General features: G+C 40.5%; 16 protein-coding genes. All 16 read right to left on the bottom strand.

The features are described from left to right. Nucleotides 1-2: 2 nt before the first annotated feature. Complete coding sequence (locus QOL76_RS05800) at nucleotides 3-1,007, bottom strand: radical SAM/SPASM domain-containing protein (RefSeq protein ID WP_283412087.1); 1,005 nt, start codon at nucleotides 1,005-1,007, stop codon at nucleotides 3-5. Between the two features lie 45 nt (nucleotides 1,008-1,052). Then, complete coding sequence (locus QOL76_RS05805; protein WP_283412088.1) at nucleotides 1,053-2,093, bottom strand: adenylate/guanylate cyclase domain-containing protein; 1,041 nt, start codon at nucleotides 2,091-2,093, stop codon at nucleotides 1,053-1,055. Between the two features lie 11 nt (nucleotides 2,094-2,104). Then, nucleotides 2,105-2,488, bottom strand: coding sequence for a response regulator (locus tag QOL76_RS05810; RefSeq protein WP_283412089.1), 384 nt, complete (start codon nucleotides 2,486-2,488; stop codon nucleotides 2,105-2,107). Beyond that, complete coding sequence (locus QOL76_RS05815; protein WP_283412090.1) at nucleotides 2,485-3,402, bottom strand: sensor histidine kinase; 918 nt, start codon at nucleotides 3,400-3,402, stop codon at nucleotides 2,485-2,487. The genes QOL76_RS05810 and QOL76_RS05815 overlap by 4 nt, the downstream gene beginning before the upstream one ends. Continuing rightward, nucleotides 3,395-7,108 carry a sensor histidine kinase gene (locus QOL76_RS05820; RefSeq protein WP_283412091.1) on the bottom strand — a complete coding sequence of 1,238 codons (3,714 nt, stop codon included), beginning with the start codon at nucleotides 7,106-7,108 and terminating at the stop codon, nucleotides 3,395-3,397. The genes QOL76_RS05815 and QOL76_RS05820 overlap by 8 nt, the downstream gene beginning before the upstream one ends. A gap of 2 nt (nucleotides 7,109-7,110) precedes the next feature. Beyond that, a complete protein-coding gene (locus QOL76_RS05830) occupies nucleotides 7,111-10,875 on the bottom strand; it encodes a two-component regulator propeller domain-containing protein (protein ID WP_346771399.1) in 3,765 nt (1,254 codons plus the stop codon). A gap of 255 nt (nucleotides 10,876-11,130) precedes the next feature. Then, nucleotides 11,131-12,513, bottom strand: a complete 1,383-nt coding sequence (locus tag QOL76_RS05835; protein WP_283412092.1) for a sensor histidine kinase — start codon at nucleotides 12,511-12,513, stop codon at nucleotides 11,131-11,133. Between the two features lie 139 nt (nucleotides 12,514-12,652). Continuing rightward, the gene (locus QOL76_RS05840) at nucleotides 12,653-13,720 is read right to left on the bottom strand and encodes a DUF3500 domain-containing protein (RefSeq protein ID WP_283412093.1); all 1,068 of its coding nucleotides are present in this window, start codon (nucleotides 13,718-13,720) and stop codon (nucleotides 12,653-12,655) included. Nucleotides 13,721-13,778: 58 nt separating this feature from the next. Then, the gene (locus tag QOL76_RS05845) at nucleotides 13,779-13,970 is read right to left on the bottom strand and encodes a hypothetical protein (RefSeq protein WP_283412094.1); all 192 of its coding nucleotides are present in this window, start codon (nucleotides 13,968-13,970) and stop codon (nucleotides 13,779-13,781) included. Between the two features lie 60 nt (nucleotides 13,971-14,030). Beyond that, entirely contained in the window at nucleotides 14,031-15,338 is a 1,308-nt protein-coding gene (locus QOL76_RS05850; RefSeq protein WP_283412095.1) for an APC family permease, read from the bottom strand. Between the two features lie 165 nt (nucleotides 15,339-15,503). Beyond that, nucleotides 15,504-17,201, bottom strand: a complete 1,698-nt coding sequence (ggt, locus tag QOL76_RS05855; protein ID WP_283412096.1) for a gamma-glutamyltransferase — start codon at nucleotides 17,199-17,201, stop codon at nucleotides 15,504-15,506. Between the two features lie 113 nt (nucleotides 17,202-17,314). Further along, nucleotides 17,315-18,061, bottom strand: a complete 747-nt coding sequence (locus tag QOL76_RS05860) for a DUF2490 domain-containing protein (protein ID WP_283412097.1) — start codon at nucleotides 18,059-18,061, stop codon at nucleotides 17,315-17,317. A 126-nt stretch (nucleotides 18,062-18,187) separates the two neighbouring features. Next, entirely contained in the window at nucleotides 18,188-18,550 is a 363-nt protein-coding gene (locus QOL76_RS05865; protein WP_283412098.1) for a cupin domain-containing protein, read from the bottom strand. 4 nt (nucleotides 18,551-18,554) lie between these two features. Next, nucleotides 18,555-18,932: a nuclear transport factor 2 family protein gene (locus QOL76_RS05870; RefSeq protein ID WP_283412099.1), complete on the bottom strand. Its 378-nt coding sequence runs from the start codon at nucleotides 18,930-18,932 to the stop codon at nucleotides 18,555-18,557. Nucleotides 18,933-18,980: 48 nt separating this feature from the next. Beyond that, the gene (locus QOL76_RS05875) at nucleotides 18,981-20,975 is read right to left on the bottom strand and encodes a heavy metal translocating P-type ATPase (protein WP_283412100.1); all 1,995 of its coding nucleotides are present in this window, start codon (nucleotides 20,973-20,975) and stop codon (nucleotides 18,981-18,983) included. Between the two features lie 9 nt (nucleotides 20,976-20,984). Beyond that, a complete protein-coding gene (locus QOL76_RS05880; protein WP_283412101.1) occupies nucleotides 20,985-22,097 on the bottom strand; it encodes a DmpA family aminopeptidase in 1,113 nt (370 codons plus the stop codon). Nucleotides 22,098-22,338: the final 241 nt, after the last annotated feature.

Genomic DNA, 22,338 nt, shown 5'->3' on the forward strand with positions numbered 1-22,338 from the left:
ACTCACTCCGTACAATTCTTACATATTTCGATCTGTGATCGATCGTTTAGCAATTGCTTTCTGAAGTTTTGGTAAGGTAGGGACGACCAGATGGATTGAAATGATTCGTTTTGTAATTCTCCGATGACATATTCAGCGTCTTTGTCAAAGCAGCAGGGTACAATCTTTCCGTCCCAGGTGGATACTGCACCTTGCCACATGCGCCAGCATTTGTTTTCTAGGCGCTTTTTTAATTTCCATTTGCCATTTCCCGCAGGTATATACCTTGAATAGCCTAAGTCGGAAGGTATCAACTCAGAACCATTTTCAAAGTCATAGATCTGGGTTGTTTTCAATTGAAGTTCATCAACTTCCATTTCTTTGGCCCAACGCTTTAATTCTGGAAGCTGGTGCTCATTTTGTCCGGTGACGAGAAATTGTAAGACGACACGCGGGAAGTTTTGTCCGGATTTTTTTCGTTCAGACAAGAGTAATTTTAATCCTGCCTGTACCTTTCCCAGATTACCTCCAATCCTATATTTTTCATAGATGTCTTGTGTAATTCCATCCATCGATACGATCAATTGCCTGAGGCCACTCTGTAATATTTCAGCTACTTGTTTTTCCTGTAAATAGTGTGCATTAGTAGAAGTGGAGGTGAAAATGCCTTTTGAGTTTGCATACTTGACCATTTCCAAAAAGCGGGGATTGAGAAAGGGCTCGCCTTGGAAATATAGGTGTAGCCAGGTTAAATGGTCTTGAACCTGATCTATTGTTTTTTTAAATAGCCGTTCTTGAAGCATTCCAGTCGGACGGGAAAAATCACGTAATCCGGAGGGACATTCTGGGCACCTTAAGTTGCAGCTGGTAGTGGGTTCTATCGAAAGTGTAGTTGGTTTTCCCCAGAGAAAAGGTCTGCCTAAAATTCTTGAAACCTGAAAAGAAATCGCCAACAAGGCATAATTCAAAAGTTTCCGAAAAGTCAGGAATCGTAGGAAGAGAACTGCCGTGAGGAGATTGTTTTTCACGGTACTAAGTAAGGAATAGCTAGAGGAATAAGCAATTCAGGTAGCTTATTTTACTACTTCCAGGACTGATACAGGCTTGGCTTTATTTTTAAGTGTGAACTCTCCTAGATCTTTAAATGTAAACATATCCTGGATTTCAAGGGTACATTTCTCCAAGATCAAAATTTGGCCAGGAACTGCAGCATTTTGAAGTCTTGCAGCTACATTTACTACATCCCCAATTACCGTATAATCAAGACGTTTCAAAGACTGCGAACCAATATTTCCAGATACCATTTCACCGGAATTCAGACCAATTGACACTTTAGGGCTAAAATTCGATTTTTCGGAGTACATAGGCATAGCATTCATTTTATCTCTGATCGCTACACAAGCTCTTAGTGCTCTGGCAATTTGATCTGGACCTTTAAAAACAGCCATCACAGCGTCTCCAATGAATTTGTCCACAGCACCTTTTTCCTCGATTATCTCCCGGACCATCAAATCAAAATATTCATTGAGTAGCGGGACTACGATATTAGGCTCTTCATTTTCAGAAATCTTTGTAAACCCACATAAATCCACAAAAGCCACGGTGGCCTCCACGGTTTCATTTTCCATCAATGAGGTTTCAGATTCCTTTCCCACCATGAAATTGAGCACAGTCTCATCCACATACATTTTCAGAATGTTGTTTTCCCTCATGGCAGTAAGGGTTGATTTGATCTGATTGATGTGCTGCAGTGTCTTCTCAATGGTGATCTCCAAATCCTGAAAATCTACCGGCTTGGTGATGAAATCAAATGCTCCTCGATTCATCGCGGTGCGGATATTTTCCAAATCGCCATAGGCTGAAATAATTACAGCTTTCAGCAAAGGGTTTTGCTCTTTCACCTTGGTCAATAGGGTCAAACCATCCATTTCTGGCATGTTGATGTCACTCAGAATCATGTCGATATCTGGTTGCTCTTTTAAAATATCTAATGCTTCACGACCATTTAGAGCAAACACAAAATCGTATTCTCCTGCTCTGATCTTACGCCTGAATTTCTGGGTAATAAGGACTTCTAAATCTGCCTCATCATCTACTACAAGTATCTTAGACATAGTTTAATTATCTACTCTTGGTTAATAATTTTACCGATTTCTTTACGAAGTGAATCAAAATCAATCGGTTTTGTGAAAAATTCTTTAGCGCCAGACTCCATTGCTTTTTTAAAATTCTCAGTATCTCCATAAGCAGAAATCATACTGACATTAATAGCTGGAAATTGGCTTTTCACTCTTTCCAACAATTCTAGGCCTGTCATGCCTGGCATATTGATGTCTGAAAATACATAAACAACCTCGGGTGGGTGCTCGCTATCAAGTAGCTTCAGTGCCTCATCCCCTGAAAAGGCAAAGGCAAGTTCTAAAAGTCCACTTCTAACTTCTTTTCTAAATTTTTGACGAAAAAGTAGTTCTACGTCTCGCTCATCATCGACTATTAATATTTTTGTCATGCTGTTGGTGATATGGGTGGTAATGAAATTTCAAATCTGGTAAACTCGCCTTCTTTAGATAAAATCGCCAAGCTGCCTTTATGGGCTTTCACTATATCGTGCGTTATTGACAAGCCTAAGCCTGTACCTTCTTTTCCTTTTTTTGTGGTAAAAAAGGGCTCCAAAATTTTGTTCAAGATTGGCTCTGGGATTCCAGCTCCATTGTCTTCTATCTCAGTTATTATTTTAGTTGCCTTTTGTTTAGTTCTTATGATCAGCTTTGGCTGATAGGTTGGTTTTTGGTCTCCTTCGGAAAGTAAGTTGAGCTTACTTCTCATCGCATCAAATGCATTATTACATAGGTTCACAATCACTCGACTGAAATCTTCTGCGATGATGGATACCAATCCAATTTCTGAATCTAAATCCCACTCAAAACTCACATTAATTGGGTTTTTACCTGCACGCATCCCATGAAAAGCTAAGTTCACAAATTCTTGAAGCAAGCCATTCAAGTTTGTCTGCACAAACTCACTCTGCCCACCTCTTGAGTGCATCAACATGGACTTCACAATTCCATCAGCGCGCTTTCCGTGCTGGAGGATTTTTTCAAGGTTTGATCTGATATCATGCAGCAATTCTTCAATATCCGCGATTGTATCGTTTTGCTTTAGGTTTTTGAGCTCCTCTACTATCTCCTCTACATACTCTATGCTTAGTTCCGAAAAATTATTGATAAAGTTGATTGGGTTTTTAATCTCATGAGCAATACCGGCAGAAAGTTGCCCGAGACTTGCTAGTTTTTCCTGTAATACTAATTGCTCTTGAAGCTCCTGATACCCTTTCAGGGATTTCTCAAGCTCCAGTGTTCTTAGTTTTAGGAGGCGTTTTAGCTCCTTATTTTTCTCAATCCAATCTTCTTGTACCTTATCCATAATTTTGGGTATCTATCGGTAATCGAATACAAAACTCTGTGCCTTCACCTTCTTTGCTTTCTACAAGAATTTTTCCTCCGTGTGCTTTTACAATATCGTAACTTATTGACAAACCTAAGCCTGTCCCTTGTCCAGTAGGTTTGGTCGTGAAAAATGGTTGGAAAATTTTTTCCTTTACTGATTGATTAATTCCTTTTCCGTTATCTTTTATTTTGATTTCTACCCAATCTCCAAGTCGCTTGGTGGAGACTTCGACCAGTGGTTCATACCCAGCCTTGCTTTCGCTCCTTTTTTCAGACACCGAGTAAAAAGCATTGTTTATTAAGTTAAGTAAAACTCTACCTAATTCCTGAGCTACTAGTTCTATTTTCCCAACTGAAGGATCATAATCGGTGTTCATTGAAGAATTAAAAGATTTATCCTTTGCTCTCAAACCGTGATAAGCTAGACGCAGGTATTCATCAGCGAGTACGTTGATATCTGTCAGCGCTCGATTGCCTCCGCTTATCCTACTGTGCTGAAGCATTGCTTTTACGATAGCATCTGCGCGTTTACCGTGCTGGTTTATTTTATCCAGATTCTGTTGTATATCTACACTGATTGCTTTGGCTTCTTCTAGGTCACCCTTTTCCAATTCTTCCCGCATCTCCTCCAGCAGTTCCCCGCTCACTTCAGAGAAGTTGTTTACAAAATTTAAAGGGTTTTGTATTTCATGGGCAATTCCAGCAGTTAACTCTCCGAGTGAAGCCATTTTCTCTGATTGAACAAGCTGACTTTGAGCATTTTTCAGATCGTCAATACTCTTCTTAAGCTGAGCTGTTCTGTGAGATACTCGTTCTTCCAAAATGCGATTTTCTTTTTGAAGATATTTGGAGCGTACTTGGACTATGGCGTAAATAAAAGCTGCTAGTAGGGAGGCGAAAATCAAGTATGCTATCCAAGTCTGCCACCAAGGAGGTGAGATTGTAAATTTAATACTGGCTGGCTCGCTCCACACCCCATTAAACCCTCTTGTAGCCACTTTAAAGTTATATTCACCTGGAAGAAGATTGTAATAGTTTTGGGTAGTACTTCGGTCACTGATTTCAGACCAAGACCTGTCTTCACCTTCTAAGACATATCTATATACTATTTTGTCTCTTCCCAGTACATCCTGATTCATAAATGAAAAATTCATTGAATTTTGATCAAAAGGAAGAACTAAGCCTACCGGCATTTTACTAACCAAATTGACACTATCCCAGGTGATTTGATTTTGAATCAAATAGCTGCTGTCGTTTGGAATATCTTTTTTGGTGTAAAATTCCGTGTGATCTGTATTCCAAATGGAATCTTCATCGGTGAATAAACTTTTAATAAAATTAGTGCCAAGAAAATCAGGATTCTGGTCCATAATATTGATTTTGGTGAGCACTACCGCTGGGGGTAATGTATCAATTTTAGGAACCTGCGTATTTACAGACATTATTGGGGCAGCACCCCACCAGACATTACCATTTGAGGTATAAGTTGCTGTTGCCTGATTGTAATCATTGAAGGGGAAGCCCTCCCTTTTACCATAATTGTAAAAGCGCCAAATGGATTTTGGATTGTCTTGAAGTGGGCGCTTTGCTACTATAATACCATTATCTGAGCCGATGTGCAGGTCATTTCCTACTTCTACCATATCGTACATCACTGGCGGATTTAAGCCTTGCTCCGGAGTTAAGTTTGTAATAGTGTTACTTGTCAAATCAATGATGGAGAACCCAGCATCCCCCCCGATTACTATTTCTTCATTATGAGTTTTGATCATAATCGAAGTGTAATCGCTGGTCAATCCAGTTCGCTCGCTTAAGTAGCTAACCTTTCCAGATGACGGATCCAACACGTCTACTCCTATGTCATTACCGAACCATAGTTTCCCGTTTTTATCTTCTTCTATCAGCCACACACGGCTTGATGCTAGCCCTGAAAATTCATCTGTTTTTTCTAGAGAGGAGAAGTCTGGACTAAATTTGAGTACACCGTCTACCGTTCCTAGCAAAATATTTCCCCTAGAATCACGAATTGACTTCCAAGCGATTCTGGCAACACCTGGGTCTAATTCAAATACGGAGGCACTATTTGTGTTTAGGTCAACAAGGGTAAAGCCACCAAAACTTCCAAATAAGAGTTCGTGATCAGATATTCTGGAGACTGATCGATGGTTATTGATATTTGCATTTCCTGGGAACTTCAGAAGGTATATTCTCTCTTTCGCAGGATCATAAATGTTAATTCCTTCATACGTTGCCATCCAGACCATCCCATTTGGCCCTTCCTGAATCCCCCAAACTTCATCATTTACCAGGCCGCTTTTGGCGTTAAAGTGCTGAGCCAGCATTCCCTCAGGATTGATCAAAAGGACACCAGAATTTTCTGTGCCTAACCAGACATTTCCCTTGGCATCGGTCATCGTAGTCGAGGGAAAACCAGAAACTGCAAATTTGGATCCCGTATGAATTTTCTTGATTTTTTGAATTACTGGATCATAGAGGCTGATGGTATCATTGTCGGTAATCCAAGCCCTGTTATGCAAGTCAAAAGTGACAGACCTGGCTTTGCCGTAGTAACCCTGCTCAGGGCCAAGTCTAGTGAACTTATTCTCTTCTAAAGATATAGCAATGGGTCTTTCTTCAGCTGAGGATATCCATACTTCACCCTTCGAATTTTCTGTAAACTCATAGAAAAAGGAAGTTGAGCTAATTACTTCATCTCCAGCGATAAATCTAATAGATGTTCGCTCAGGGTTGACAACTCCGATTTTGCCTTTCATTCCCAACCAGAGATTATTGGATTTATCCAGGTGTATTCCCGCCGAGGTCCGAGTACTTAGCTCACTCAGGAATTTTAGAGAATGGAGTGTCCTAGTGTTGGGGTTTAGAAAATGAATTCCTGTATTAAGATTAGCAACCCAAAATAGTCCTGATTCATCCTCATATATTCTGGCAAACTGTGTCCCTATTTGATAATTAGTAAGCAAACTGTGGTTTATGTCAAGTACATAAAGACCAGATAATTGAGACAAAATCAAAAGACTGCCATCATTTCCAATTTCTAAGTCTACAATGTAGTCGATCAGCCCATCAGGATTTCTAGGAAGTATATTGTAATTTTCAAATTGATCTCCTGTAAATTTTGAAAGGCCTCTTTCGGTGGAAATCCAAATCATGCCATTCATATCAGTGACCATGGCAAAGACTCTATTTCCAATTAACCCTTCAGTCTGGCCAATTCTCAAAATGCCAGAATTGGATAAGTCTGACTTGGAAAGAAATGCCAGCTTTGTAATCTGCGGTTCTAGTAATAACTGCTTTCTAACAGGAATGGAAACTCCAGCAATAGTATCTAGATTTAGTTTTATTTCATCCTCATTCTGCCAGGGTATTGGCGTAACGAATGGTTTGGATTTTAGAGGTTTAAAATCCAAAATGTCAAAGGGTTTGGAAGGTAGTTTAGTAAAATCGATGGTATGAGTGACCGCCTTTGGGACCTTTTCAGTTGGGATTTTATTCCAGGTTAGCGGTTTGCCTTTAGGTATTTCAAAAGGTTTTACACTTGGTTCCTGGTAATTAGAGGGATTTTCAGGAAAAGGTACCTCACCACTTGGTTGGCAGGACGCTACTATCACTATCAAGCATAGAAAAAGGACATAGGTTGATACAAGACGGTAGCTTTTCTTCATAATTAACTAGGGTTGGAGGATGAAATAAACAGGTTGATTGTAAAGGTTGTCCCTTCCCCTTCAACAGACTCCACCCGGATTTCGCCGTTGTGAGCTTTGATAATATCATAACTCAAAGAAAGCCCCAATCCAGTTCCTTGTCCGGTTGGCTTGGTTGTAAAGAAGGGTTGGAAAACCTTTTCTACGATAGCCTTTGGAATTCCTTTTCCATTATCAGTTACTTTGATTTGAATACCATTTTTGTCATTGCCCATCTCAATTTTCGAGGTTTGCACGGTTACTAAAGGCTTATAATCTTCTCCTGCCTCGCTCTTTTTTTCATTGACTGCATAAAATGCATTGTTAAAGAGGTTAAGTAGTACCCGTCCTACATCCTGACTTACCATTGGAATTAATGGCAGTGTTGAGTCAAAGTCCATTTCAAAATCAGAATTGAATGAGCTGTCTTTAGCACGAAGGCCATGATAAGATAATCTTAAATACTCATCTGCAAGCACATTAATACTTGTTGGTTCTTTGGACCCTTTGCCACTTCTGCTATGCTGAAGCATTCCCTTTACAATAGCCCCGGCTCGCTTCCCATGCTTGGTGATTTTTTCAAGGTTACTTTCAATATCCTCGAGAATATCATCTTCTAATTCTTCGTCGCGCTCATCCTTAGGTCTGGATCTTTCTTCTTTAATTTCTTTAACCAATTCATTGGTCACTTCTGAGAAATTGTTTACGAAATTCAACGGGTTTTGAATTTCGTGTGCTATGCCAGCCATCAATTCACCGAGAGAAGCCATTTTTTCAGAATGAAGTAACTGAGCTTGGGTATCCTTCAAGTTTTCATGTGTCGTTGCCAACTCAGTGTAGGCTACTTCTATAGCTTTGGCATGTTCTAGTTCACGTTCCTTCGTTCGTTCATTTTCAGCCTTGATCACCTGATTTCGCTGATAAATGGTAATTGGGTAAAGTAGTGAAATGAATAGTAACCCGTAAATTAAATATGCCCACCAAGTTCTATAAAGTGGAGGTAAGACCTCAAAACTATAGCTAATTGGAACTGTCCACTGCCCCGCACCTGAGTCTGCAGGACCCGTAAAGCGGGCTTTTACCTTAAATGTGTATTTACCCTCTTGAATATTACCGAAGTTGGCTGTGGTTTTTTTCAGAATCGGGCTCCATTGCTCATCATACCCATCAAGAATATATTGGTACTCCACCAAAAATGGCTTCGATAGTTCGTCTGTTCCAAAGTCAATATTGATGTCATTGTTTCTGTAGGGAAGAACAAGATTTTGTGGTAAAGTATAGAAGCCAGAAATACTGTCGAATTCTATTCCCTTGTATTTATCCTGCAGCTCTTTCCGCTCGGTATCACTCAATTCTTTGCCATAAACAATTAATTCATCAATGGTACGAGGAAAAGTATTAGTAGAAACTGCCTCATATTGCTTACTTAAACTGTGCCATGATACTACTTCCTCGCTTAATCGAAGTTCCTTTATCAGGACAGATGGGGTGGTATGATTTCGCTTTAATTTATTATAATCAAACCGGACTAAAGCAGTTTTGTTATTCCCTGTTCCCGCCCACAGGATACCTTTTTGATCGACATACATTCCATTTTGTCCATCAACAAGATCTTTGACTGGAAAGCCTGTTTCGGAATTAAACACTTCAATATTTCTGAGTGAATCCAGTGGTTTACCTTCTTTGGCTCCATCAAAAACTGCGATCCCAAGATTGGTTCCAACTGCCATTTTTCCATTAGGCAATTCTGCGATTTGTAGGATCACATTGTCTGGAAGCCCTTCATTTGTGGTAAAGTTTTGAAACAAAGAGGTGGAGGCTTCTAAAATTGTCTTGTAATCATTCAGCTCACGAACAGTTTCTATTTGTTTGATTTTTTCCGCACTCAATACGCTTAGTCCATTTTCAGTGCCTATCCAGAGATTTCCTTGTTTGTCTTTTACAAGTCTTATCACGGCATTATCAGCTAAGCCCTGATCAGATGTGAAATTTGTGAAGGTCAATCCGTCAAATCTACTCAATCCACCATCTGCTGCTCCAAACCATAGCTTTTTGAAATTATCTTCTTCAATACCTAAAATCACATCTCCTGCTAAGCCATTCTGTGAGGTGTAAGTAATAAAAGCTTCCCCATCAAATTTGCTGACTCCTCCACCATCAGTGCCAAACCACAAATTTCCCTTATCGTCTTCATTGATATTATAGACTTCGTTTGCTGCCAATCCATGGTCACTAGTGTAGGTAGTGAATGCTTCTCCATCGTACATACTCACGCCTCCTCCACCCGTACCAAACCAAAGATTATCGTTTTGATCACGATGACTACTACTTACGATTTCACCAGCGAGCCCTTGAGCAGCGGTATAGTTTGTGAATTTTTCACCGTTGAAACGGCTTACGCCACCTCCTGCCGTTCCAAACCATAAATCTCCATCTCTATCCTCAACCGTACTTAAAACAATATTTCCACCTAAACCTTGAGATGTGGTAAAGTTGGTAAAGCTACCCCCGTCAAACCTACTGACGCCGCCGCCCTCAGTACAGAACCAAAGTTTGCCATTTGCGTCTATGACTACGTCAAGGATACTGTTACTAGCCAGGCCTTGTTCTCTAGTATAAGTGGTCATCTGCTTTCCATCATACCTACTCGCTCCCAATTCAGTGGCAAACCACAGTACCCCATCTCGGGTTTCTGCTATGTTTCGCACTACCAAGCTTGCAAGTCCATCTGCATGTCCCAAGGATTTGAAGTTTTGCCCATCGTAGCTACTGACACCGCCCCCGATAGTTCCAAACCAGATTTTTCCTGATCGATCAACTTTGATACTTCGAATCCTATTGGATGGGAGCCCTTCAGAAACCGAAAAAGTTGTAAACGTATTACCATCAAATTTGCTTGCCCCACCACCATTGGTACCAAACCACATATTACCAGAATGGTCTTGTGCAATGCTAATCACTACATCATCTGCTAACCCATCCTCCATTGTGTAAACTTGGAAAGTGTTGCCATCAAATTTGCTTGCGCCACCACCATAGGTTCCAAACCAAATATTACCCTCAGAGTCCTCCATTATGCTCAAAATCGCATCATCTCCCAGACCATTTTCAGTGGTATAGTTTGTAAAGACCTTACCATCATAGCGACTGACACCACCTCCCACGGTACCAAACCATAGAATGCCATTACTATCTTCCAACGCCACACGAACCGAATTCCCAGCTAATCCCTGGGAGGTTGTATAATTTGTAAAAGCTATACCATCAAATCTGCTCACACCTCCTCCATTTGTAGCAAACCAAAGATGTCCTCTGCTATCCAAAATGGCGCTGTTGACTGCATCTAAAGCCAAACCATTGTCAGTCGAGTAATTTTTGAATTGTGAAACTCCCCCGTTGCCTTGGATGAAGGGCTTGCCAGCTGAATCTTTTACTAATTGATCATTTTCATCCGTTAAGTAAGGTAAGTTTTGAGAAATTGGGGCTTCTAAATTGACCCGAGACGGTGTGCCAGATTCATTGATGTAGGTATAAGAGCTTCCAGATTGGGTTGGAACCTTTATTCGGACTGGTTCTGGTCCTTTTGATAAATATGTTTTAATCGGCTGTAATGAGTCTGCGAGATCACTCAGAGAGTTCATTTGAGGAATAGCCAGTGGAGTAATTGTAGGTGCGTATTTGCCCTCCTGTGGTGTAGCACAGGAAAAAATAAATAGTACGCCTCCTAAAAAAAAGAGAAAATTTCTCATCACAAAAACTCAATTTGGTATAAATCCGTTGGCCTAGATGTCCTAAAAAGAATTGTAAAAGGTAAATATATTTTATGCCATATAAAATGCCTTACACAAAACTATTTTTGCACTTTTTTAATAATTGCTCCAATCTTAACCCACTGCAAAACGTCTGATTCTTACTTATTTCAAAAAGTTTGGGTATAAGTTGAAATTTGAAAAGTCCAATTTTGAAAAAGTTAATGGGAAGTTTGTTTTGTACTTGTAGGTCTTTTAATTGGTTAAAGAAATGAAAAATTCTGTCCAAGACTCCTGTCCGGTTTCCACCCCACTTGCCTGACTAGTTACTGCCAATTCTCCTCCATGGGCTTTGACTATATCATAGCTCAAGGAGAGGCCTAAGCCAGTTCCAAGTCCAGATGGTTTGGTCGTAAAAAAAGGCTGAAATATTTTTTCCTTAATAGAGTCTGGCATTCCGGTACCATTATCTTTCACTCGGATCTCTACTCCATTGCTTATTCGTTTCGTACTCACCCAAACCGTAGGTTTGTAGCTCTTCGCCAGTTCTGTATCCTCCAAGGTGCCTAATATCTTTTTCTTCTCAGATACAGCATAGAATGCATTGTTCACCAAATTTAGAATCACTCTTCCTATCTCCTGAGGTATGACATCCACTGTTCCCACTTCTTCATCAAAATCAGTCTCTATGCTTGCATTGAATGACTTATCTTTTGCTCTCAGTCCATGGTAAGAAAGGCGTAGGTATTCATCAGCCAGCTCATTGATATTTGTAGGTTCTTTCACTCCAGTACTGCTGCGGCTATGTTGGAGCATTCCCTTTACAATGGCGTCTGCACGCTTTCCGTGATGAACTATCTTCTCCTCATTCGCCTCCAGATCACTTACAATAAGCTTTATTTCATCCAGATCTCCCTTAGCCAATTCTACTTTTAATTCTTCCAGAAGTTCCTTATTTAGCTCAGAAAAATTGTTGACAAAGTTCAAAGGGTTCTGAATCTCATGAGCAATTCCTGCTGTCAGCTCACCTAGTGATGCCATTTTTTCAGAATGTACTAATTGTGATTGTGCTGCTCTGAGTTCGTGTAAGGTCTTTTCCAACGACTCTTTTTGGGCAGTGATTTCAGCTGTACGTTCAGCCACTTGGATTTCCAGAGCGTCTTTTTGTTTTTGGGACTTCTTGAATTCAAGCTCTTGGGCTGCAGCTTTAATACGCTCAAGCTCTAAGGCCTTTCTTTGCTTCCTATTAATAATGAATTGAGCGACAAGCCATATCCAGCCAAAAAGTGCAGCAGTATCAAACCAATTTTCCCAACTGTGATAAAAATCGCTTGCAACCAGCTTAGTGAAATCCTGAATTACATGAATCAATACTACAGGTAAGAATGCGTATACGTAAGGCTTAAGCGGCGAGAACACATTCCTGTTGTAGGCTGCATAAATAACATAGAGGTTGAGGGAATGAGCAACCCAACGCATCAAAATATCTGTTGAGTTGAAAATTACTTGGATAGCCAAAAAACAACTTACAGCTATCAGACCTTTCAAAAATAAGCTTTGCCATTCGGGATAAAGCTCCTTGGTTTGCGCATGCGTTTGAAGAAATCTAAAAGCAATGATCAGAAGTATAAAATCCATAGAAACTGGGCTAGCATTAAAAAAGCGGGACTAAGCAAGAAGCAAAATAAGAATAATTTCAGTAGAAGAAGTGATAGCTACAACAAGTTCAAGATTACCCTAGTAAATGACCTGCAAGAAATGACAGAAAAGGAACCCACTAATGTTGATGTGCGAGACGATGTTGCTTTAAGATATCCTCGCCAAAGTCATTTCCATTTTCCCTCCAAATAGTATGAATGTGATTGGCATTGTCAAGAAAGCCTACATTGTCATACTCGATGATGAAATCTGGACTATGAATCATATAATAATGAGCTTTCATGGGTTCATAGCTGCCGATCCAGCTGAAATAAACTTCATCCATTCCTCGCGCATGCAGGATGGCAAGATACTCCTCAGCTTTAGGGTGGTCTAGATTATTAACGTATTCCTCGATGAGGTAATGAAGGATTTTCTGCTGGTCGGAACTTAGTTCTGCCCCTTTGATTCCCTTAAATTCCTTGATCCATTGATCTCGACCAGGGCTGGTAAGTATATCTCCAGGGACTTTTTCGCTTAATGTCGCTTTAGTTTTCTGCTCTTCATTGAGTGTATTTACAAACCAAAAACCATAATCTTCTTCCTTACTCAAAGGTCTTAACCCTGCATATTGTGTTACTTCAACCAGTGCAGGATCAGAGCCAAGGAACATAGGCGTCATGGAAAATTTGTCTCCTGAAACAGTCAGATTGAGAGAAAGATGGTGTCCTTCGAATTTCAACCCCCAATTATCATCCTTACTCGGATTACCTAGAATGGCAAGAAAATAATTGCCATAGTCCCAATCCAAGGTTCGGATCATTTTGATAGTATTTTCATTCATCTGACCTTTCTGATAGCCGATTTCCATGATTTCATGCAGGATATCATCTACCTGCATAATTGAAAAAACTTTCAAATAGCCTTGAGAACTTAAAATTGTGCTCAATACCCGATGAAATTGAATCTTGCTTTCATCCGAAAGATCACCAAACCGAACACCACTTCTAGGAGCTAATCCTAAAGGCAAATTGGTCCACGTGGTTCTCAAACTATCAGAAAAGTCAAACTTCACAGCTAATTTCTGCTCTTCAGGCAAGGTCTCTACAAAGGAAACAGCTACGTCTTTTAGAGCTTTGACATCCTGAGCAAGCGCAAGGCTAGAGGTCAGTAAAAATAGAAGGAAATAGAAACTTGATCTATACATGGTCATTTGGGCTAAGTCTCACTAGATATTCTAAGATAGAGTTTTCATCCTAGAAAAATCACCCTATTCTTCCATCTCCATCGATGTCCCTACCAGATTGCTCTTCGAGGATTTTAAGTGTTTTGATTAATAATTCTCTAGTATTTGCTAGTTCCCATTCTAAGTTTCTGACTCTGACCTCGAGTGTTTCAGCTTTTGCTTTATGGTCTTGAATTTGACTTTGCTGGATTAGATCCCAAAATAGTCCCATAGGTAAATCTGTTTTAATTATTAGCTAGTTCTAGCGTATGTTAGATGATTCTTACTCTGGCTATTCTGATTTTAATTTTCCTTTTGAAACTGCTTTTACCAAGAAGTAAATCAGGGTAAGGGAAGCTATAAAAATAAGAATTCCTGTTTTTTCATAGCCAGTCAAATTGGATAGGAAAAAGAGGATAATTCCAGCTGCCAGAATTGGAACTGTATATCCAAATGGAATTTTGAAATCTCCTGAATTAGCTGGTTGCTTCCTCCTAAATTTGATCACAGATAAGGCTACACCAAAATAAACCAATAGCATACTCGCTGATGCAATTACAGCTAGCTGTCGAAATCCGCCAATAGCTGCAAGGGTAAACCCAATTCCCCCATAAAGCAAGATCGAAATATAAGGAGTCTTGAATCTAGGATGGATGGCAGCCAATTTATCCATAGGAATCACCCGATCACTAGCCAAACCAAATAGCACTCGTGGCAAATTTAGAATTTCCCCACTCAGCATTCCAAACATAGAAACTCCCGCTGTAATTAACAGTAGCGTGTAACCAAAGGGACCAAAAACAACATTTGCCACAGATGCTAAAGGAGCTTCTTTGAATTCTGGCAATTGATCTCCTAAAACTCCCTGAGAAATAGTTTGAATTAGAACATAAAGAATCAGTACAAACGTGATTCCTATGAAAATAGCTTTTGGAACAGTCTTTTGAGGGTTTTTGATCTCACCACCGACGGTTAATCCTGCATCTCCACCTTGAAATGCAAAAAATAAAATCAGGGAAGCCGCTCCAAAATTCTTAAATGAGGAGGCATTTTCTATCATCAGATTGGAAAAAGTAACATCTTTCCAGCTGAATAGAATCAGCAAGAGTAGAGGAGTCAATTTTGCAACCGTATTGATTTTCACCAAACCAATTCCTTGCTTGACGCCTATCACGTTTAGAAAGCACAAACCCCCAAAAACCAAAAACAATAATAACACACGGATGTATTGATTAGCGAAAACCGGAAAAGCCAGACCAATTAATTCTATCAATGCATTAGCTACAGCGGCATCTGAAAATGCGCTGCCCATCACCATAAAAACAGCAGCTAAGAATCCTGTATATGGACCAAAAGCCGTTTCAACATAGGCATAAGCTCCTCCGGATCGAGTGACTTTACTCCCTGCCTCTGCAAAACACAGCATGACCAAAGCAATCAGAAATCCACAAAACAGGTAAACAAAGATGCCTGCGGAACCCATGATCTCAGCAACAATCGCTGGCAAGACAAAGATGCCCGCGCCGACAATAATATTAACAATGTTGGCTGAGAGACCCCATACACCAATTTCTCTTAGTAAGCCTGTATCTTTTTCCACAATTATATTTTATCTGTAATTCTTCTACTAAAGAGACTAAATCATTATTGAATTGAAAATTCTGTTGATATCGAGGCTTGTTACACCATGATGTTACTTCTTACATCTTATCCTTAAAGCCATACACTTTTCACATTTACCCTTTTACCACTTACAAAATACACCTTAATAACCTCTCGCTCCACCATCTTCGCTGGAAGAATCAGAAGCTCCGGTATATAATTTTTTGGAAGCATCGTAAGTGATTCCCATCAGTACACCAATATTAGTTGTTGGCGTAAGTGAATGCCCCATTTTTTCAAGCGCTTCTCTTGTATCTGGAGAAAGTAAATTTACCTCATACAAAATTCGATCTGGAAGCCATTGATGGTGGATTTTCATCGCCTCGATAGCCCGATCAATTCGCATATCGTAAGCTAGCACATTCAAAACCGTCTGAAAAACAGTGTTGATAATCGTTCTTCCACCTGGGCTACCAATTACTAAATAAGGTTTTCCATCCTTTGCCACAATCGTGGGAGTCATGCTTGACAACATTCTTTTTTCAGGTGCTACCAAATTGGGATCAGATCCAATTTGTCCAGTAGTAGTCGTTTCCCCGGGAACTGGATTAAAATCCCCCATTTCATTATTGAAAATGAAACCAAGTTTGGAAGAACCCATTTTTACGCCATAAGAATTTTCCAGGGTGTATGTCAGAGAAATGGCGTTGCCGTCTTTATCAACTACCGAAAAATGAGTGGTATTATCTCCTCCATATGGGTGACCAAATTGTGCTGGATCAGAGATAGAGGCCTTGGTCATATCTAGATTTTCAAAGCGAGTTTTTGCAAATTCCTTTGAAAGCAATCTATCCAAAGGCATATCCAAATTGAAATCTGGGTCTCCTAAAAATTCAGCTCTATCTGCGAAAGCTCTTCTCATTGCTTCAGCTACCAAATGCACATAAGCAGTAGAGTTGAATTCCACTTCAGAGATATTGGCTTCCTCCATGAGATTCATCATTTCGATCAAAGCAACTCCGCCTGAACTCGGAGGCGGCATGGAATAAATATCATAGCCATTGAAAGTTCCTTTCACTGGCTCGCGCTCTACGGCTTCATATTTCTCCAAATCTTCCTTAGTGATAATTCCTCCATTGGCTTTCATGTAATCTTCGATCTCCTGCGCTACCCAACCTTTGTAAAACCCATCTCTACCGTGTTTTTGGATTTCTTTAAGGGTTTTTGCCAAAGCAGGTTGCTTCCAGGTTTCCCCAGGCTTAACGATTTGTCCATTTTCCCCTCTGAAGTAATTTTTCATAATGTCCTCCGAAGGATCACGGTCAGTCATTCTTACTGCCGCATTATACAAGCCATAGCTCATGGTAAAGCCTTCTTTGGCTAATTCTACGGATGGTTTTACCAAATCAGCCCAAGGTAATTTTCCGTATTTTTGATGGGCTTGATAGAGGCCAGCGACTGTCCCAGGAACTCCTACAGCCAATAAACCTTGGTGGTTGGAGTTATTTTTGATTTTTCCATTTTCATCCAAAAACATGGTTGGGCTTGCTGCCAAAGGGGCTTTCTCACGAAAATCAAATGTGGTAACCTCGCCTTCTGAGTTTAAATAAACGATAAACCCTCCACCGCCGATATTTCCAGCTTCCGGATGAGTTACTTCCAAAGCAAAAGCGGTAGCGACAGCAGCATCGATGGCATTACCTCCTTTTTTGAGAATATCTACTCCAACTTGAGAAGCTATCACATTGTCAGAGACAACCATTCCATTTTCAGCATAGGTTTGAGCTTGGGTGGTACTGACGAAAAATAGAAGAAGGACTGAGCAGCCTATCGCTACCTTCTGAATAAAGTTAGTTTTCATTGAGTATTAAGGTTGGTAAAGTGTGGTTTGAGTAAAAATAAGAGAAAATACCAGATCATTGGTAAGAGTTCTGATAAGTGGAAAAAATGGAAGTTATTAGATTAGCTCCCTTACTATTTAACCCCCAGACGGTGATTCACTGTAAATCTGACAATATCCCGATTGTAATAGCCACCCGTCTGACGTTGATTGATCCATTTTTGATAGGCAAGCTCCACGTTTAATGCTTGCGAAAAAGTAAAGTTTAACCCTGTTATCAATCGGTTTTGATCAAATGTATATTTCACTTTTTCCCCAGCTTGGACCATCAGCTCATCACCTGCTATTACTTTTAGAAGTTGATTTTCCTTGATTTTCCAAATGGGATAAGAGGCCATAATACGATAACGAAATCTAAAACTCCCGAAAAAATAGCCATCTGCTAACTCTGTTTCATCTAAGTTTAGATTATGAAAAAAGCGGGCCTCTGTTCTGTATCTATGATCAAGAGTGAGTTTGTTGAGCTTTTGTTTATACGCCATTTCTACATGCGCTCTAAGTTCTGGCTCTATCAGATCCAGCTCTGAACGAGGATTATTTGGGCTTTGAAAAAATGAAGCGAAACCAGTTGTGGCGGTCCACCCGCTTTTACCAAGTTTACGATTCAAATGAGCTCTTACAGAGAGTTGATGCTGCGCAAATGGATTTACAAAATGCCTCTCCTGAACTTCCGCCATTATTGACCAATTTTCATCAATCGGCAGCGTGAGAAAGTAGCCATACCAGATGAGTTGCTGGTGGGTAACATCCTTCTGAGCAAAGGTTAATTTTGGCCAAAAACTTAGAAATAGGAAGAGGGAGGAAAATGCAACTGCTTTCAATAGGGCTAATTAAGCTGCAATTTTACGGTAAATCCTAGTAATTTAATAGGGTAATAATTAATTATTTTATTGAGGAAAAATGAAAACTATCGCTAACCTTACTGGTTTTCAAATTAATACTTAACCCTATATTTTTTCAAACTTATCCACAGTCAAATCTGATCTGACATCACCAGTGTGTTTGGTGCTTTGTGGTTCAAAAAGTAGGACCCAGGCTTCCTCTTCGGCTATTGGTCTGTGTTCTACTCCCCGCGGTACGACTACCATTTCCCCTTCGTTCAGAGTGACACTTTCTCCCTCAAAATCAATTTTTAGAGATCCCTTCACAATCAGAAAAAGCTCGTCTTCATCTGTGTGATTATGCCAAACGAATTCACCTTTTACCTTGGCCAACTTTACGTCCTGACCGTTTAGCTCTCCGATTATTTTGGGAGTCCAAAGCTCCTTGATCAAGCCAAATTTCTCGTTAATATTTACCTTTTTTATCATCTTATTAATACATCGTATTCCCATTCGCAGAAGTTGCTGGGATTTGCTGAATAGCATCCCAATGCTCTACGATCTTTCCATTCTCATCAAATCTGAAAAAGTCCATGGTCACATACTGATCATTTCCCGGCCAAGTTTGATGTGTATGAAGAGCAACTAAATCTCCTTCTGCTATTGCTCTGACGAATGAGATTGACTTGTCTGGATATTCGTTTTGCATTCGCTCGAAGTATGAAATGAATTCCTCTTTTCCGTCACCTACGGCTGGATTGTGCTGAATGTAATCTGCTCCTGTGAATAACTCTACAGCTTTACGCGGATTACCTTCATAGGCAGTCTTATAAAAAGTGATCGCGTTCTCTTTATTTTTGGAGGAGTTCATTGTTAAGTTAATTTTCACCGGTCATCCGGCACACTACATCCTACTTTTTCAATCAAACTTCATTTTCTGTATTCTTATCGCATTCAAAATTGCAAGCAATGCCACGCCCACATCTGCAAAAACTGCTGCCCACATGGTAGCCATACCCAATGCACCGAGCACTAACACCACGACTTTTATCCCAAAAGCGAACCCTATATTCTGCCAGACAATTCTTTTGGTCTTTTTCCCAATAGAAATCGCCATCGGAATTTTACTTGGCTTATCATCCTGAATCACCACATCCGCAGTTTCAATTGTAGCATCGCTTCCCAAACCTCCCATTGCTATTCCTACATCAGAAATGGCAACAACGGGAGCGTCATTTACTCCATCTCCAATGAATGCAACTGTTCCTTTTTGAGCTTTGATCTCTTTGACTTTGTTTACTTTATCTTCAGGAAGTAAATCTCCAAATGAATTTGGGATGCCTAATTTGTTCGCTACAAAATTGACCACATTGCTTTTATCCCCACTAAGCATCGTGATACCGACTCCCATAGATTTCAATTGTGCTATCGTGAGCAGAGCGTCGGCCTTTATCCTATCCGCAATGGTCAAATAGCCAGCAAATTTCCCTTCATAGGCAATTGCCACCAAGGTGTAAACTATGCCGGAAGGATCGATAGAATAAGGAATCGAATACTTGTCCATCAACTTGAAATTTCCGACTAGTAATTCCTTGCCTTCTACCTGAGCTTTCAATCCATGTCCAGCAATCTCTTCTACATTTTCCAAGGCAATGCTAGAATCAATCTCGCCTACGTGTTTTTTAATGGCTGTTGCAATTGGGTGGGTACTTTTGCTTTCTAAGGCATTGGCAAAATCAAGAATTCTGGATTCAAGGAATTCAGGCTGAAGATGGACTTCTTGCACATCAAAAACACCTTCAGTCATCGTTCCGGTTTTGTCCATCACTACCTGACTGATCTGAGCAATACTGTCCAGGAAATTACTTCCTTTGAACAGAATACCGTTTTTACTCGCTGCACCGATTCCCCCAAAGTATCCTAAGGGAATACTGATCACTAATCCACAAGGGCAGGAAATCACCAAGAAAATCAGTGCACGATAGAGCCAATCACTGAATTCATAATTGTCCACAAATAGGAAAGGAAGAAAGCAAATTCCAATTGCCAGAAAAACTACAATTGGAGTATAGATTTTCGCGAATTTCCGGATGAAAAGTTCGGTTGGAGCCTTTTGGGCAGTTGCATTTTGCACCAATTCCAGAATTCTGGAAAGCTTACTGTCTGTGTAAGCAGTAGTCACTTTGACTTGGGAAACAGTATTCAGATTCACCATTCCTGCTAGTACCTCTTCTCCTTTTTCTTTGGAATCTGGCTTGCTTTCTCCAGTCAAAGCGGAGGTATTGAAGGAAGCTTTTTCAGATAGCAGCTCTCCGTCCAATCCTAACTTTTCTCCAGCTTTCAATTGAATTATATCGCCAATCTTGGCATTTGCAGCTTTGATAGTTTTGGTCGTATTTCCTTCCACAATCGTCACCTCATCCGGCCGCTGATCGAGTAAAGTTTTGATGTTGGTCTTTGCCCGGGTGACTGCCATGGCCTGAAATACCTCCCCAACAGAATAAAAAAGCATTACTGCCACGCCTTCTGGGTATTCTCCGATTGCGAATGCACCCACCGTGGCAATTCCCATCAGCAGGAATTCTGAGAAAATATCTCCTTTCCGAATACTTCCCCAGGCTTCTTTCAATACTGGTAAACCAACAGGCAAATAGGCTACTAAATACCAACCAAACCGTACCCATCCTTGGAACCATTCCTGTGGAAAAACATAGTCAAAACCTAGACCTAGCATCATGACCACAAAAGAAAAAATCGCTGGGGCAAAGAATCGGAGCATGCTCTCGCCTTCAGGCGCATCGTGGTCGTGATCATGCCCATCTTCTTGGGAATGCCCATGATTTACTTGTTCATCCACAGCGCAGCAATCTTTGTGAGTTGCTTCCAATTGGTTTTTCTGATCAATACTCCCCATGTTTTTGGTTTAATTTTCTTTCATCAGCTTCATCACCTGATCGATAGGTAATTGCTCCACACGGTGCCCGTCCTTTCCTTCCAGAGATTCAGCAGCAAATAAAGAGTTTATAATTGCCTCTTCTGTAGCTTCGATCACTGCCATAAATAAGGAACTCATATCGTCATTTCGAATGAATTCGGCATTTTCCAACGTTCCCGATTTAGCTGAATAGGGAATCCGAAGTCCCTCAGCGGTACTAAAAGCCACCACATAATCCCCAGATCCATTGGAAGCTATGCCTCCTGTTTTTGCCAGGCCCATCATGGCGCGTTTTGCCATTCGTTCCAGATTTCTTTCCAGCACAGGAGCGTCAGTAGCCACAACTATCATGCAGCTTCCATCCGATTTTTCCATCGCGTCCCGAAACGGATACTTACCCATTTTTTCGCCCACGGCAACTCCATCTATTTGCAGGTTTCCCCCGAAATTGGTTTGGACTAGGATGCCGACAGTATAGCCCCCTAGGCTTTCAGGTAGTTTTCTCGAGGCAGTTCCAATTCCTCCTTTCCACCCAAAGCAAACAGTACCCGTACCAGCACCTACATTTCCTTCCTCGACTTTGTCCGATTTAGCAGATTTGATAGTTTGGATGACTTCTTCAGGAGAAATGTGCATCCCACGAATATCATTGAGGTAGCCATCATTCGTTTCGCCTACTACAGCATTTACCGATTGGGCATTTTCATTTTGCTCCAAAGAATATCGAACGGTTCCCTCGATTCCGGCAGCCACACTTAGTGTGTTTGTGAGAATAATAGGAGTCTCAATGTTCCCGAGTTCCTGCACTTGGGTCACGCCAGCGAGCTTGCCAAATCCATTTCCCACGTAAATGGCCGCAGGGACTTTTTGCTGAAAAATATTACCGCCATGAGGTAAAATAGCAGTAACTCCTGTACGGATATTGTCGCCTTCGATTTTAGTTAAATGCCCGACTTTAACACCCGGCACGTCGGTGATGGCATTCAATGTTCCCGTTGGAAGTACTCCAAATATGATCCCTTTTTCCCGTGGTCTCTCTTGTGGAAAAGCAGTAGAAGTCGATAAAAAGAAAAGTACAAATAAGGTTTTGAGGTGTCGCATAGCTGGTGGTTTCCCGAATTTAAACTTTATGTCTTCACCAAAAAATTACCATGGCTATCAATCTGACTAAAACAGCGTATTCTCATTATTTAAGAATATTATTAAACCTATTTCTTGACAAAAATGGGATTGGTCTGCGCATCTTATAAATTAGCATTCCGCTCAGAGGATAGTTGAGAGTTAGACTTCGCTTTGTCTGACTTATAATGTGATCTAAAATTCACTAGTGTTGCGTCAATTT

Origin of the sequence: Algoriphagus winogradskyi (assembly GCF_900182815.1) — a bacterium.
GTDB classification, from domain to species: Bacteria; Bacteroidota; Bacteroidia; order Cytophagales; family Cyclobacteriaceae; genus Algoriphagus; species Algoriphagus winogradskyi.

Coding starts and splice junctions, on each gene's coding strand:
- QOL76_RS05805 (WP_283412088.1), bottom strand. CDS start 2,093: ATGTCTAAGATACTTGTAGTAGATGATGAGGCAGATTTAGAAGTCCTT.
- QOL76_RS05810 (WP_283412089.1), bottom strand. CDS start 2,488: ATGACAAAAATATTAATAGTCGATGATGAGCGAGACGTAGAACTACTT.
- QOL76_RS05815 (WP_283412090.1), bottom strand. CDS start 3,402: ATGGATAAGGTACAAGAAGATTGGATTGAGAAAAATAAGGAGCTAAAA.
- QOL76_RS05820 (WP_283412091.1), bottom strand. CDS start 7,108: ATGAAGAAAAGCTACCGTCTTGTATCAACCTATGTCCTTTTTCTATGC.
- QOL76_RS05830 (WP_346771399.1), bottom strand. CDS start 10,875: ATGAGAAATTTTCTCTTTTTTTTAGGAGGCGTACTATTTATTTTTTCC.
- QOL76_RS05835 (WP_283412092.1), bottom strand. CDS start 12,513: ATGGATTTTATACTTCTGATCATTGCTTTTAGATTTCTTCAAACGCAT.
- QOL76_RS05840 (WP_283412093.1), bottom strand. CDS start 13,720: ATGTATAGATCAAGTTTCTATTTCCTTCTATTTTTACTGACCTCTAGC.
- QOL76_RS05845 (WP_283412094.1), bottom strand. CDS start 13,970: ATGGGACTATTTTGGGATCTAATCCAGCAAAGTCAAATTCAAGACCAT.
- ggt (WP_283412096.1), bottom strand. CDS start 17,201: ATGAAAACTAACTTTATTCAGAAGGTAGCGATAGGCTGCTCAGTCCTT.
- QOL76_RS05865 (WP_283412098.1), bottom strand. CDS start 18,550: ATGATAAAAAAGGTAAATATTAACGAGAAATTTGGCTTGATCAAGGAG.
- QOL76_RS05870 (WP_283412099.1), bottom strand. CDS start 18,932: ATGAACTCCTCCAAAAATAAAGAGAACGCGATCACTTTTTATAAGACT.
- QOL76_RS05875 (WP_283412100.1), bottom strand. CDS start 20,975: ATGGGGAGTATTGATCAGAAAAACCAATTGGAAGCAACTCACAAAGAT.
- QOL76_RS05880 (WP_283412101.1), bottom strand. CDS start 22,097: ATGCGACACCTCAAAACCTTATTTGTACTTTTCTTTTTATCGACTTCT.